The organism is Erwinia persicina NBRC 102418 (assembly GCF_001571305.1).
GTDB classification, from domain to species: domain Bacteria; phylum Pseudomonadota; class Gammaproteobacteria; order Enterobacterales; family Enterobacteriaceae; genus Erwinia; species Erwinia persicina.
Genome location: NZ_BCTN01000038.1, coordinates 1 through 13708 on the forward strand (window position 1 = coordinate 1; position 13708 = coordinate 13708).

Annotated in this window: 12 protein-coding genes and 2 pseudogenes; 9 read left to right on the top strand and 5 right to left on the bottom strand. The window is 49.7% G+C overall.

The window, feature by feature from the left end:
• Positions 1-99 precede the first annotated feature (99 nt).
• The 7 genes and pseudogenes from EPE01S_RS22100 to EPE01S_RS23535 all read left to right on the top strand — a co-directional run.
• Entirely contained in the window at positions 100-633 is a 534-nt protein-coding gene (locus EPE01S_RS22100) for a phospholipase D family nuclease (protein ID WP_062749487.1), read from the top strand.
• A 140-nt stretch (positions 634-773) separates the two neighbouring features.
• Positions 774-1019 (top strand): replication regulatory protein RepA, encoded by a 246-nt coding sequence (gene repA, locus EPE01S_RS22105; protein ID WP_062749489.1) that lies wholly within the window; start codon positions 774-776, stop codon positions 1017-1019.
• Positions 1020-1302: 283 nt separating this feature from the next.
• Positions 1303-2370, top strand: coding sequence for a hypothetical protein (locus tag EPE01S_RS22110; RefSeq protein ID WP_062749491.1), 1068 nt, complete (start codon positions 1303-1305; stop codon positions 2368-2370).
• A 1761-nt stretch (positions 2371-4131) separates the two neighbouring features.
• Positions 4132-5490, top strand: coding sequence for a hypothetical protein (locus tag EPE01S_RS22120; RefSeq protein ID WP_157076050.1), 1359 nt, complete (start codon positions 4132-4134; stop codon positions 5488-5490).
• A 1-nt stretch (position 5491) separates the two neighbouring features.
• Positions 5492-5833: a hypothetical protein gene (locus tag EPE01S_RS22125; RefSeq protein ID WP_062749497.1), complete on the top strand. Its 342-nt coding sequence runs from the start codon at positions 5492-5494 to the stop codon at positions 5831-5833.
• 9 nt (positions 5834-5842) lie between these two features.
• Positions 5843-6319 carry a hypothetical protein gene (locus tag EPE01S_RS22130; protein WP_157076051.1) on the top strand — a complete coding sequence of 159 codons (477 nt, stop codon included), beginning with the start codon at positions 5843-5845 and terminating at the stop codon, positions 6317-6319.
• Between the two features lie 163 nt (positions 6320-6482).
• A pseudogene (locus EPE01S_RS23535) lies at positions 6483-6608 on the top strand (DNA polymerase III subunit theta); the annotation flags it as partial.
• Positions 6609-6663: 55 nt separating this feature from the next.
• On the opposite strand, the gene EPE01S_RS22135 reads toward EPE01S_RS23535, so the two are convergent.
• The 3 genes and pseudogenes from EPE01S_RS22135 to EPE01S_RS22145 form a co-directional block, all read right to left on the bottom strand.
• A complete protein-coding gene (locus tag EPE01S_RS22135; protein ID WP_062749501.1) occupies positions 6664-6897 on the bottom strand; it encodes a hypothetical protein in 234 nt (77 codons plus the stop codon).
• Between the two features lie 22 nt (positions 6898-6919).
• Positions 6920-7819 (bottom strand): annotated as a pseudogene (locus EPE01S_RS22140) (Rpn family recombination-promoting nuclease/putative transposase).
• 10 nt (positions 7820-7829) lie between these two features.
• The gene (locus tag EPE01S_RS22145; RefSeq protein ID WP_072277526.1) at positions 7830-8696 is read right to left on the bottom strand and encodes a FitA-like ribbon-helix-helix domain-containing protein; all 867 of its coding nucleotides are present in this window, start codon (positions 8694-8696) and stop codon (positions 7830-7832) included.
• A 253-nt stretch (positions 8697-8949) separates the two neighbouring features.
• Between EPE01S_RS22145 and EPE01S_RS22150 the strand changes: the two genes are divergently transcribed.
• The gene (locus tag EPE01S_RS22150) at positions 8950-9240 is read left to right on the top strand and encodes a YuaX family protein (protein WP_062749505.1); all 291 of its coding nucleotides are present in this window, start codon (positions 8950-8952) and stop codon (positions 9238-9240) included.
• The gene (locus EPE01S_RS22155; RefSeq protein WP_062749507.1) at positions 9230-10129 is read left to right on the top strand and encodes a TIR domain-containing protein; all 900 of its coding nucleotides are present in this window, start codon (positions 9230-9232) and stop codon (positions 10127-10129) included. The genes EPE01S_RS22150 and EPE01S_RS22155 overlap by 11 nt, the downstream gene beginning before the upstream one ends.
• A gap of 49 nt (positions 10130-10178) precedes the next feature.
• Here the strand turns inward: EPE01S_RS22155 and EPE01S_RS22160 are convergent, their stop codons facing one another.
• A complete protein-coding gene (locus EPE01S_RS22160; RefSeq protein WP_062749509.1) occupies positions 10179-12404 on the bottom strand; it encodes a KAP family P-loop NTPase fold protein in 2226 nt (741 codons plus the stop codon).
• A 1-nt stretch (position 12405) separates the two neighbouring features.
• Entirely contained in the window at positions 12406-13494 is a 1089-nt protein-coding gene (gene pifC, locus EPE01S_RS22165; protein WP_062749511.1) for a transcriptional repressor PifC, read from the bottom strand.
• Positions 13495-13708: the final 214 nt, after the last annotated feature.

Consider the following 13708-nt stretch of genomic DNA (forward strand, 5'->3'; position numbering starts at 1 on the left):
CATGGCTTCCTGATACAGCGGTTTACCCGCATACATAGCATTTCATCATGGTTTTTAAACTGACCTACCGGCCGATGCTGTACTAACAAGGAACCACAAATGAAACTGAACACACGAATCGTGGCAACCACTCTATGGCTGACCTTTTCCACCGGTGTGGCCGTGGCGGCGCCCTCGATTGACGTTGGTTTCTCCCCTGAAGGGAGCGCTCTGAAGCTGGTATTGAGCACGCTTGATGACGCCCAGGAGAATATTCGCCTGATGGGCTACAGCTTCACCTCACCCGAAATTGTGAAATCTCTCGTTGCGGCGAAGCGTCGCGGTGTAGATGTCAGGGTCGTGGTGGATGAAAACGGTAACCGAAGCAAAGCCAGCCAGTCAGCAATGAACGTGGTGGTAAATGCCGGCATTCCGTTGAGGACTAACGGTCAGTACAAAATCATGCACGATAAAGTGATCATCTCAGACGGCCAGAACGTTGAGCTGGGCTCGTTTAACTACTCACGCAGCGCCGCAGATTCGAATTCAGAGAACGCACTTGTCGTGCGCGGTGTTCCAGCGCTTGCGCAGACCTATCTTATGCACTGGCAGTCACGATGGAACGGGGGTAAAGACTGGCAATCCACATACTGAGCAACCTCTCCATGTTTTTTCACCTCTCTGGCAGGGTTGCGCGCCAACGCAGCCTGACCGCCGCAGTAAAGTTAAATCGCTGATTTAAGGGATTTGTAGTATTCTCAGCCAATTAACCTTTACACGTCGTGGAGGCAGAGATGGCTCAGATTACTAACTCAGAAACTTCCTCGTCAAAACGGGCATATCGCAAAGGTAACCCTCTGACTGTAGCCGAACGCAAACAAGTATCACTGGCACGTAAGAAAATTACTCACAAAGAGTTACGTGTGTTTTTGCCAGCCGATCTTAAAAGCAAATTTCAGTCTATTTGTGAAGCTGATGGAGTTACTCAAGCTGAAATGGTTGAGAGACTGATTAAAAAAGAAGTCGATAGAAAGAGTTAGGAAATTGTGAATACATCACTTTGTTGCTTAAATGAGGACTGAGTGATAGATTACCGAGCGTTAAGTGAATTCTGGCGGGCCACGCCGAAAGGTGGCAGGAGACTGGTACTGACAGGTTACTGAAGTCCAGAAAAAAGAAAACCCCGATAATCTCTTAGTTTGGCGACGGAGAAGATTAACGGGGTCCACTGAATCTGCATAGAAGCTGTTGCTCTATGCGGGGAGTATAGTTTTATGCCCAATAAAGGTCAACTCCCTTCGCGCAACATAAGCGCAGGGAACGGTGTCTGAACACCTCTTTACGATTTCTCCGACCGGAGCATCTACCGCTTCAGCCGGCGCGTACCGACCTTCCCGTCGCGGCGAAGCTAACAGCCTGCGCAAAGGCCAGAAGAAAACGCACCGCAACCATCAGCCTGAATTCAAAGGTAAAACCCCGCGAGGCATGGCCTCTAAAGTCGTTGTGTGTATCCGCCACCATGACTGGTGCCGTAATAACGATCTGATTGCCCTGCGTCAGAAAGGCTATACGCCTTACAACCGCATGTTCGATCGTACGTTTCGTCCAAAACCAATGCGCATTACCGCCCGTTCTGAGAGCCGTGAGGCTTTGAGCGCGCTTTCCCTCGTGCTTGCTGCTAACTGTGACTACAGCCCGGACAGCGAATACATGTTCGAAATCATGCTGCCGGTGGAAGAAATGGCGCGGCGCATGGGCGTTCTTCACGTCTATGAGAGCGGCCGCAAGGCGTATGACGTCCTGCTCAATGCGCTGCGCGTGCTCGAGCAGCTCGACTATGTGGTCGTTCACCGCGATCGCGATGCGGATTCTGGCCAGAACAAGCCGATGCGTATATTCCTGACTGAATCCTTCTTCACCTCGCGCGGCATGTCAGTCGAGGATATTCGCACCTGGCTGCACAAGTACCGCCAGTGGGCGGTTGCTTCTGGCATCGCCGAGTCCATGCGCGACAAGTATGCGCGTCACCAGCTCAAGATGGCCCGGCTTGGCATCAGCATCGATGGCCATCATTCCCTGAAGAACCGTCTGAAGCAAATCAAGCGCTGGGTCGTCAGCCCGGAGTTGCGGGCCGAGAAGCAGCGCGTGGTATCCGAACTCGAACGCACCCTGGACGGCCATGCCAGCAAGCTGCAGCAGATGCGCCCACGTAACGGCACGGAGCGTTATCAGAGCGCCTGGCGCCGCTATACTGCCAGCGGTGCGGTAACGATGGCGACGCAGATGACGCTGGAAAAAGGCGTGAAGGACGAGTTCCCGCAGCTGAACGTCACTGATACCGAGAAATACTACCGGCTGCTGCTCGAACGCGCCGGCGTTCCCCTGTCGTAATGCCCACCTGTTCCTGAAAATACCTACCTCACGCGGCCTCCGCACCCCTTATGCTGGCATCTCCGGATGCACGGCAGGATGACCCCTGCGCGCAATCCGGCAAAACCTTCGTTCTGACGCGCTTTTCCACCCAGTTACTCCCGAATGCAACGTTAACCTCAGCACCGCTGAGCATCATTAAATGAGTTAACTTCGAACATGCAAGTATTCAGTCCTTTACGATGTAGTTAACTTCGAAAAGGACTGACGAGATTTAGTTAATTCCGAACGTTACTTCTGAACAAAACATGCTTTCTAAAGAAAGAGTACCCTGAGCCAGCTACGCCTGGCATCTGGGTAGCTCCCTTCACTTCGTTCAGGGCATATTCCCGAGTCCTTAAAGAAGTTTCAGTCACCCTACTATCTCCAGAAGTAGCTCCCCGGCAAGCCGGGGCAGAGGCAGTGAAACTAATTAGTTACAACACTCATTATTGCTGTCAGTAATATCAGTGCAAACATCAACCTAGCACACACAGCAAACATCGGGTTCCCCACTGCAAAGCCCCGCCGCACCGGGCCAGAGGCCCGGAACTGTGTGGCTTTAGAATTGGGTGTTGTAACTATGATTTCTGTCGGTTTAAGAGGTGTAGCTGTAGCAGTCTTTTGTCTTCGACCAGTTAACTTCTTCGGCGCTGAAAGGACGCTGCTTAAAAGCGTCTAGCAGGGAAGGGTTGGATTTTTGCCACCATTGAGCCTGTAACCGGCTCCGCCGGGCTGACGGCGCCCGATGGCATCAGAGTAGTCCTTAACAATTTCTGGCGCCTCCATGCCGCTGACGCGGCATTCAGGGGCGGGCTTCGCACAGCTCGACCCTCTTCGGACGACAGTTTTTTCACGTTCACGTTTACAATTTACTGAGAGCACTCCATTTAACCTAAAGGATGAACAGATGTATAACAGAACCTTAATGCCAGCCACCACGCATAGTGCGGCCTTGTGGCCATTTGTAACGCGCGTGATGAGGGGCAGGTCAGGTGGCTGGCGCTCGCTGAAAAATAGCGCAGGTTCAGCAGGGAGCTTGCAAGCGAAATCAGCTGGCTGCTCAGGGAGGAAAGGAACCAAGGCGTTAATGCCGACCTGCCCGGCAAGCTGAACTACCTGTGGCGCGCCGGCAGCCGCAGAACGACCTTGACCGCCTACAGCATGCACTTCATGCGGTCAAGCTGACAGGCTGGCTATACATGGTTCTTTCGGAGAACGAGTGGAGCGGACGCAACACGATACGCCTGAACTCTGTCTTGTCGGGTTTATACATTATCCAGACAGCCCTGGACAACGGGTTTGATGAGGGCGGGAAGCCCTGCTGCTGAAGCGTTCGCGCTGGTGCCGTGAGCCGGTGAACGGTGATGACCGGATGCTGTACTACCTGTTGGCCTGTTAAGTGCTGCCATATCAAATAGTCATGAATTTTTACTGGGAGAATAATAATGGATATAGATCGACACTTAGCTGTTGAGCGCCACTGAACTCCTGCTGTTATCTTAATCTGCTAGCACATATGAAAAATTAAAAGGGGGTTGTAAAAGAGAAAAGTGAAATTATTTAATGGATTAACCATGTATGATAGGTTAGCTTAACAGACAACGTTAAAAAATCTGACAAATTGAAAGAATCTAGCTTCAAATAATTTATAAAAACTTAAAATATTTCAACTTCCGACATATAAAAAACGAAAATATTTTTAGCCTCAAGACTTTCGACAAAAAACATAAATAGGATATCATGAAAAATAAAATAGCACCTCCAGAGTCGGTTAGAAAAAAGAGAGAGCGGAAATTACTTAAAAGATACTTTCCACGACATAGAAACATCACCCTTCTTAAAAGGAAGGAAAGGAAGACTAAATTAGTTACCTCTGATGGATATATTTCCATGGATAACTCATTCATTTGTGATGAGTTTTTGTCCTCAAATAAATCATTCTTGTCGGCAAAAAGAAAAAAAAGCATTAAAATAAAATTACCCAGTGCCTTTGATATATTTAAAAATACAGAAGAGGTTCTAAGTACAGTCATTGATATAACAAGAAAATTAATGGCTCCTGGTTTGGAAGATATTCACATTGATCATAGGTATGTTAGCAACAGTAGTTTGGGTAGTGAGTCTCTTTTAGGATTGCTTATTACAGAAATAATTAGCAACAGGAGAACGCAAAGAGGAGATAAAATTAATATCAGAGGCATGCTTCCTAAAATTGGGAAATCTTCAAGAACTTTAATAGAGAATATAGGTCTTGTTAAAGAATTAGAAGACGACCATTTTAAGGATGCACAAGACAATACTCATGGAGACCATATACATTATTATAGAAAAGATAACCGATATGCGCTCAACACTAGTGTAAAGGGAGATAACAAAAGTTCCACTGCGGAAGGTTGTGTGACATATGTAAACTCATGTTTAAATTCGCACGGTTTACAACTGGGTGAAAATGCCAAGAACAAACTAAAAGCTTGCTTAGGTGAAGTTTTTGATAACGCTGAAGAGCATTGTGGAAGGAGTAAACCGGTTTGGTTCGTAAGAGGGTATTTTCATGATGTTATTGATGATAGATTTCTCGAGCTTGCTGTTTTTAATCTGGGTAATTCTTTCTATGAAAATTTTGACGCCCTACCTGAAGATTCAGGAATAAAATCGAAAGCTAGTGAATATGTAAGTAGGCATAAAGATAAAATAAATGAGCGAACTCTATTCACTATCGCATCTTTACAGGGGTCTGTAAGTACAAAAAAAGATAGTGATCCTACCCGTGGGCATGGTTCAGTGACTTTGATCGAAACTTTTGAATCATTACATGACGACTATAAAAAGTTGAGGGGTGGGGGGAGCGGGACCAACGCTGAGATGAACATCATCTCTGGTGAAACTGTCATAAAATTTGATGGCAAGTATCGCTCAAAAACCAAACAACATGAACATGGTCAAGAAACTTTCACAATGCCTTTCAATGCAGCTCAAAGCTTGCATTACCCCCCTGAAGAAGATCGGGTGTATACTATGCGTAATGTGAAGTTTCCGGGTGTAATGATTAATATTAGGATTCCTCTTAAGGGAAGTACAGTAAAGCTTCCAGGAGAATAAAATGTCAAACCAACTGAAAGAAAGTATCACTGTTGATTTCACAAAAGGTGGGTTCGAGAAGCTGTCATTGTTTACTGGTAGAAAAAATGGAAAGAAAGCCAAGGGTAACTTTAATATATCTATTTCAGAAAAATTTATTTTCCTTGCAAATCCAGACCAAGTAATTACTAGTTCATATTTTTTGGGTCTTGTAGGAGATGAATTAACCTTTTTACTAAGGAGTTCTGGTAATATTAATAACTTACTTGAAAAAGTTGATTTATCCTCTCTTAATGAAGTCAGTAGGAATGAATGCATACGTGCGATAAAGCGAGGCATCATTTCTAACGAACTTTACTTATAGGTGGTGAGAATGTTTACTAGTTATTATTTTTATATGCTTCAGCAAGCAAAAGACGACTCATTCTCAGTAAGTGATTTTTGTGCTATTGCAGCTATTGTAATTTCCATTGCAGCTCCATTTGCTACAAGCTATTTTTCAAAAAGAAATTCAGTAAAAGAAACATTCTGGATGAGGGAAATATTAATACCTCAGTTCTCAAGTGTACTTTTCGATTTTATTAAAGAATCACCTGAAAGATACAGAACAAGTAGCAATTTAGGTCAATTTTATAGTAACTATGCTCTGGGGATTATTAACACTCTTAGGTCTTCATCGAGAGTTTTAGGCGTGGCTTCAGATTCATTGATGAAAGAAATACAGGGACACATCGGATCTTTCGAAGATGAAATAATGGACGCTGATGACCAAGATAAATATATACAATTGGTCAGTGAATTTTCAAGGAATTTAGTTCTATCAATCCAAAAGGCACAGTTTGGTGCATGACGGCAAGTTAACATTATAGGGCTATCACTAAATCCCTTCCAGATACAGCGTTGAGAATGACCACAACGCGGTTCGACGTACCGCTCCGGAGCGGTACGCTGTGCTTAGGATAGACGTATTGTAAAGCTGATAAGAAACTACCCGCCCCTCCAGGCATCCACCGGAAAGAGAGCAGCCGGAGACGCTGCGCGAATACTTCAGAGAGAGCCTGCAGCATTACCGCAATCTGGCCCTGCAGTTTCCTCGCGGGACCGATCCGGTGTATCAGAAAGAACCAAAGGTGGAATGACGGAGAATAACGTCCGTGGCAGGTACGGGTAGAAGCCCCCATGCAGGGGCTCTTTTTACTTCTGAGGCGCTGAGGTAAACGAGCCCAGCATAATGCCGATCATCGCGAGTCCGGTAATATACAGTCCCACCATCACGATCACGCCGGATAGCTCCGTCAGCTGGTTTGTTTCAAACCAGGCGGTCATCAGATGAGCGCCGTCATCGAGCACCGTGCGTAATCCGCCCGGCAGCCAAGACGTCAGCGTCTCGGCGCCACCGTCCAGTAATCTTGTCAGCTCATTAGCCATGGTTTCATTATCCGGTTTTCAGTCAATGGAGGATCTGTTCCAGGTCTTTTTCAGTCAGACCGGTCTGGTTCATCACTGTCGGATTATCCAGCCCCTTCTCCTGCATGGCACGCGCAATTTTAAGGGGCGCTTCACGCTCACCTTATGAACGCCCCTGCTCCCGGCCTTTCTGCTCCAGCTGCTGTGCAATCGTCATCAGTTCATCCCCATGCTGCGGCACTCTCTGCGCCATGTTGCGTACGAAGGCTTCGGCGTCGTCGGTTTCGCCCGCCTGTACGAGGTAGTTTATCAGCGAAACCAGCTGCTGTCCTGTAAGGTGACCGGCCAGCAGGGTGGCGGCCAGTCGGTCCAGCAGGTCGGCCAGGTCGCGCCGGTGTATGTGCTTTTGCAGCAGGGTCAGCGCGGCCATATTGCGGTGGTGCATGATCTCCTCGTCCGGTATCACCGTGACGTCAACCAGCGGGAACGGCCCCCCGTAGAGGCGGCTGGCCAGCGCCGGATCGTCAAATTCCTGCAGCCAGTCTGTACAGTACGGGTACGGGCTTCGCTTTCCGGTATAGCACAGCACCGGGATGACCAGCGGCAGCTTTTTGTGTCCGGCGTCGAGGTGGCGCTGCATGGCGGCCACGGCGTAGCGCATCAGGCGGAACGCCATGTGGCGGTCGGGCGTCGACTGGTGCTCGATGAGGACGTGAATATATCCCTCACCGGCTGCGGTCTTCAGGCTGTACAGCACGTCGCTGTAATAGGCGCGAAGGCTTTCCTCCACGAAGCTGCCGGATTCCAGCTTCAGGGTGCTGAGATCGCATGCGGTGCGCAGATCTGCCGGCAGGTGCAGCTCGATAAAGTCACGGGCCGTTTCCGGGTGCGTCAGGAAAGCCTTGAACGCGGCGTCGTGTGGCACCGGCGTGGCTTTCTTTATGTTCTGGTCCTCAGATCGCGGTGCCGTCCGGCGCGTCGCGGACTTCACTCAGCATATAATTCAGCTCAGAAGCATCTGACGCCCAGCGGTCGGGCAGGTTGCCCTGCAGGAGTTGAGGCAGCCAGTCGGTCTGCGCGAGCGCCGAGTTACGGGCATAGTAGCAGGGGTGGTGCAGGCCGGTGTCGTCGCTGTTTTCAGCGCGGTCAAAACTGTCCGCTTTGAGGTGTATGCGTCGGGCCTTGAGGAACTGCAGAAACCGCTTCAGGTTACCCATGCCGCCGCTGCCCATGCCGTCCTGCAGGTAGAATCGTCCACCCATGTAGCCCGCTCCCCACGCATCCGTGTTTCTGTCGTGGCGGATGGAGAAAAGCTGGCCGTCCGCAAACCGGATGAGGTAAAAGCGCCAGTCTCCGCGTTCTTCCGGACAGAAAAAGTGCTCGTAGTCAGCGGGATTACCGATGTCGGCGGCCGGGAAGGGTTCCGACCTCCCTTCTATCAGCCAGTCGCGGCAGCAGCCGGTAAAATCCGCGATGCGGGCGGCGGCGTCAAAGGAAAGCGGCTCCAGGCCGTCCATCCAGTCAAGAATGCGGGCCGGCGAGCTTTCACCGACCTGGCGGGCCAGCTGCACCACGGTGCCGGCCCCGCGGAACTGCCAGAAATCGTCAGCCTGCAGTTGTGCGCTGAGCTGACGCAGGCGGCGGGCGGTATCCTGCTGCCACTGCTGGCGCAGCGACAGCACTTCACTGCCCGCGGGCGGGTAAGCGGCTGCCAGGGTGTGGCGAAGCTCACCCTCCAGCGATCGCTCATTGCGCGCGGCGGCGGCGGCCACCCGCTCGTATAAATCGTCAGGAATGTTTCGCGCCTGCAGTTTTTGCATGATATTTATCTCGATATGGTTACTTTTTTTTAATGTGATTTCAATATGGCTCATATTGAATACATAATCAATTAAATGATCATGTTTAGTTTTCATTATGAGTTTTTGTCTGTTCATCTGTCTGTCAGGATCCGGTTTATGACAAAGTCGGATCTTAATAAAATTGCGTGGAATTTGAGTAATATCCCTTACCCCACATCTTCAACGTGCTATCAATAAAGGTTGATACATCTCACCTAGTCCGGAGGTTGTTATGAGCGTCAAAATCATAGGTTTAGACAAAATGCAGAAACAGCTAAAAGAGGTTGAAAAAGCAACAGAGGCATTAAACGGAAGTTATGATGTCCATTTCGATGCTAACGATCCTGTCAGCATTGAGAACGCGATTCAGGAAGCCTATTCCATGGTGCACGAACGTGCTTCTGGTTATGCCACTAATCCGATGGTCAGCCCATTAATCGAACACATGAAAGAAAATCTGCGCCAACAGATTCTGGACAGTGCAGAACAACAAAGACAGGGGAGCGGGCAGGATGGCGATTGATATCTTTCAGTCACTGAAAAATTGCGTATTCGACCTTCAGCGCGCTGACCTTCAGAACTACCAGCAGCCTCTTAAACAATTGGTCCGGCTGTTGAACTCAGAGAATCTGCAGCCAGTTAATTCACATCTGACTCGCAATGTTGAACTTAATGCCTTTCTGGCCAGGAGTAAAGAAACTGAATCCAGCATGGCTGGTTCCGCTGTTCTACAGTGGCCTGACGAACCCGCTGATATTTTGGGCCTGAAGTTGCTGCTGATCGAGAAAATGGCAGCCGATAACAATTTTTCCTTTAATTTCTGTCATATATTTTTCTATGATCGAAATATTATTGAATCCATTCGAAAATTCACTTCATCATTAGTTGTCCCGTTCGTGCGCGATTACCAGTTGTATGTGGAAAACCAACACGATTCCGAGCCTGCAGTGTTTCGTCCGGTTTCCCGAAAAATTTTTATTGTTCATGGCCATGATAATGATGCCCTTCAGTCTGTTGCCCGTTTTATATCCCGGATAGGGCTTGAGGAAATTATTCTTTCTGAACGTCCTGACGGCTCCAGGACGATTATCGAGAAATTTGAAGCGGAGTCAGGGGATGTCAGCTTTGCCATCGTGCTGATGACGCCCGACGATAGCGGCAGTGCCCTGGCATCTGAAAGCACACGTCTGCGTGCACGCCAGAATGTCCTGTATGAGCTCGGATATTTCGCGGGGAAGCTTGGACGCGGGAAAGTACTTGTACTCAGGAAGGGAGATATTGAAATCCCTTCAGATCTTGCCGGGGTTCTCTATACCGAGCTTGATGAGCATGGTGGATGGAAACGCAAGCTGCTGAGTGAGCTGGCATATGCAGGTGTTCCTTTTGACAAGGAGAAAGCGTTAAGCGCCTGATCCCCTTCATTGAGTAAGAAAAAGGCCGCTAAGCGGCCTTAATTTTTGGTCAGTCGTCATTTTCCAGCGCAGTTTTAAGTGCTTCCTGCTCCAGCGTCAGTTCGTTGCCGGAAAGCATACCCTTCAACTTTTCCTCAACTGCAGGCCAGTCATCGAAGAACGGACTGACCTGATCACGTGCAATGCGGCGATATGCCCCTTTGTTAGAACTGAAGACGCTTGTCTGTAACCGTATCAACAGATCAACAAGACCTTCATCAGTGGAAGTCACCTCTCTAACCCATCGTTTAACGATTTCGACTGAGCTCATGTCTCTCCATGCGTAGAGATACCCGAGAATAGACTTGCGCAGGAGAAGTTGTTGCTGAAGTTCTGGCTGATTCATACGTTCAGCAAACCTGTTACGCAACCGTTCCGTAATATCGCGACTGAAAAGAGCGTCTGAAGGCGAAGGTGCTGCATTTTGAGCAAGTCCGTGTTCCCAGATAAGATCCCGCATAAAATCGGCTATCCAGAACGGCGAAGCACCCGTAACGATCAGCGCTTCCATCCGCGTAACCGTTCTGGTCTCATCAATATCCTGCATATGCTTCAGCAGATGCCGTACAACCTTATTAATGCTCGTTTCACGCAGGGAAAACCATGGGTTACGGATCCGGAAGCGAGAGCTCACCTCATCGGTGTGATAGAAGAAAAAATGAACCAGCCCTGCGCACTCTTCGAAATTGCGTACTCTTATCAGGCCCGGAGTCAGTCTGCTCAGTATATGTTCGAACCAGGTTCCGGACAGACTACCCACACTGTTGATTTTTGAGAGCAGCAATTCAGAAAGCTGCTGCTGTTTTTCCGGTACGCCAGCCAGCTCAAAAAGCTGGCTAAAAAATTCAGGGGGCAGAACATTCTGAGGTGAGGAGAAGGAAAAATAATATCGCCAGTGCGTCAGGCTGCTGAGTCGTTTATCTGTAATCTGGATATGACGAAAATCTTCACTGACCGGCTCGAACAGATTCAGATGTTCATTATCGTGTCCACTTATACCGGGGATCCATTCGGCGAGAGTGAGATATGAGTCTGTATTCGAAGCCCTCAGCATCTTCATACACCTGACAAGTCCCTCCCGGAATTCAGCCTTTTCTCCGTCAGAAAGCATGCCCTGGCCGGTTTCAATCACAGACCGTTCTGTCAGGTAATGCTCTGCCCAATCATACAGGGCCGGGTTTGTCACCCGTATAAGCTGGAGCAGGCACAAATCAGGGAAATAAACAAAATCCCGCATCCCCGGATAAAGAAAAATCAGGGAATTAATGGCCTGATGAATTTCACGTGGCGTCGAAAGAGCGGCACCATACGTATCAGTCACCGAGGCGAGATCCCTTGCCATTCCTGAATCCTGCGGCTGATTATTAATTTGCTGATACAGCTGCTCAGCTCGCTGGCGAAATTCATTGCGTAGGTCAAAGGCTTCAGGCCGGGGTAGTTTAAAACTGAGCTGAATGATTTTCTGCAGGTAACGGCTGCCGTCTCCGATATTCAGCGCATGCTCAACGGCATGAGTGATAATCTGCCTGTCATAACAGAGAATATGGGTAAAGCGAGGCAGATCGGCTACTGCACGGACCAGTCTGAACACTTCCGCCACCTGGAATGGCTCCAGTCGGTCCAGATCATCCATGACAACAATGAACTTCAGATCCAGACTGACCAGTTGCCCTGCAATTTCAGCCCGAAGCTTTGTCGTAGTTTTCTGATCAACAGCCAGACGGCTGTCTGAAAATACCTTTATCCCACCTGCTATCCAGTTGATGATGCTGGAAAACTGTCCGATATACTGAACCAGCGGAAGAACGCGCGAGGAAGTATCCTGAGCATACTCAATAACTTTCTGCGCTTCCGGCGACAGCAGATATTTACGCCAGAGTTTTTTGAAACCCTTCGGAGGATGGCGTCTTTCCATTTCCTGCTGGATAACCGTGGCAACAGGAAGAAAGAGCGCTTCAACCGGAGTGCCGCCACTCAGCCAAGGGGAAATATGCAGCACATGCGTGTGCCCATCTTTGTTCAGGGCAAGGTTTTTCAGTATCAGATTCAGGAGGCTTGTTTTACCCGATCCCCATGCCCCTTCTATTCCGACTACATTTGAAGCCCCCTGTGGAAGGGAAAGAATGGATCGGGATATATTTTCTGCGATATTACTGAAACCGTATCGATCCTCAGGTACATCTTCAACTGCCGCATCAAGCCCTTTCTGGTTCCACAGCTGCCTTAGTATTTTCATATTACAGATCTCCGTACAGGCAGCGCAGCCCCGTCAGGGCCTCCGCCAGCGCGCCTTCCACGCATCGAATGCTGAGCTCCCGGACTAGTGCTTCAAAGGCCTCTGCCGGCATAAAAATCCGCAGGCCGTCGATACCGAAGAATCCTTCCTTCGTGACGTGTCCGGGCGGCGAGAACATCACGCGCTCGCCCTGATGCCCATGCGCAAGCGCCTCAGGATAACGTGCATACAGCGTGAACAGGCCCAGAAGTTCGGAGAACGCTTCCCAGCCGTACGGCACAACGAAGTCTTGGCCAGTGATCAGCAGGTGCAGCCGCGGTGTCTCATACCAGGCGCCCGGGCGTGCGCCGGGGTGCTGGCCGTCGATGCGGATCTCGAGGCGCAGGGTGCCGGCCTCGATGGTCTCCGTTACGGCCGGAATCACAGGGCGCAGCTCCTGCGCCAGATCTCTGGCCTTCTCCCCGCGCCAGTCCAGCCCGCGCAGAACCAGCGGGAAAATGGCTTTCAGCCGCGGCAGGGCGAAGATTTCTGCTAGCACCGCGTCCGGCACCTCCGCTAGGTTAAAACAGTCGCTCTCGAGCGGACGCAGGAGGTGTTCGGCATACATCTGATCCACAACGGGCCGCAGCTCCGCCAGGAAGGCGTCAAACTCCTGCATCCAGTTCTCCCCGGCCAAGCGGAAGATCCCCTTCAGATAGTGACCATTCACCGGGCGGTCGTTCTCAGCCTGCCAGGCCAGCAGGTCGTGGGTGATGTCGAGCAGGGTGCTCAGGGCCGGGAGCGTGGCCACTCTGTTCTGACCACAAATAAAGGCCTCCCGGGCATAGGCCAGGATGAAGCGCAGCTCATCCCGGGAGACCGGAGCTGTACCGAAGGTCTGGCCGAGAATGATATGCCGGTACAGCTGCCGGACGGTGGCATCCGGATCGGCAATGAGCTGAAAATACCCGTCGCCGGGCGCGACCGTTTTCAGTCCGTCATCGAGGAAGCGTTCGGCCAGAGCGTTGACCGAAGTATTTTCGCGACCGGCACGCGTTTTCAGCGCCTCGATCAGCTTTTTATGAAAACGCAGGTTAAGCTGGCTGAGCATCATCGATCCTTTCATGTTTGTTTTTTTCTTATGCTAACCTAGCATTTTATTATTTGCTATTGATCCATTTATTTAAGTTTCGAAAATTGTGATGTTTTTAAGATTACTGAAAATGATGATTATAATGCTATAGCAACACCTGTACCTTCTCATTTCTGCGCAGATCCGAAAAAAGGGAAAGGCGGTGGGTGGTGCACCCTGCTGAATGTAATCA

Coding starts and splice junctions, on each gene's coding strand:
- EPE01S_RS22100 (WP_062749487.1), top strand. CDS start 100: ATGAAACTGAACACACGAATCGTGGCAACCACTCTATGGCTGACCTTT.
- repA (WP_062749489.1), top strand. CDS start 774: ATGGCTCAGATTACTAACTCAGAAACTTCCTCGTCAAAACGGGCATAT.
- EPE01S_RS22120 (WP_157076050.1), top strand. CDS start 4,132: ATGAAAAATAAAATAGCACCTCCAGAGTCGGTTAGAAAAAAGAGAGAG.
- EPE01S_RS22125 (WP_062749497.1), top strand. CDS start 5,492: ATGTCAAACCAACTGAAAGAAAGTATCACTGTTGATTTCACAAAAGGT.
- EPE01S_RS22130 (WP_157076051.1), top strand. CDS start 5,843: ATGTTTACTAGTTATTATTTTTATATGCTTCAGCAAGCAAAAGACGAC.
- EPE01S_RS22135 (WP_062749501.1), bottom strand. CDS start 6,897: ATGGCTAATGAGCTGACAAGATTACTGGACGGTGGCGCCGAGACGCTG.
- EPE01S_RS22145 (WP_072277526.1), bottom strand. CDS start 8,696: ATGCAAAAACTGCAGGCGCGAAACATTCCTGACGATTTATACGAGCGG.
- EPE01S_RS22150 (WP_062749505.1), top strand. CDS start 8,950: ATGAGCGTCAAAATCATAGGTTTAGACAAAATGCAGAAACAGCTAAAA.
- EPE01S_RS22155 (WP_062749507.1), top strand. CDS start 9,230: ATGGCGATTGATATCTTTCAGTCACTGAAAAATTGCGTATTCGACCTT.
- EPE01S_RS22160 (WP_062749509.1), bottom strand. CDS start 12,404: ATGAAAATACTAAGGCAGCTGTGGAACCAGAAAGGGCTTGATGCGGCA.
- pifC (WP_062749511.1), bottom strand. CDS start 13,494: ATGCTCAGCCAGCTTAACCTGCGTTTTCATAAAAAGCTGATCGAGGCG.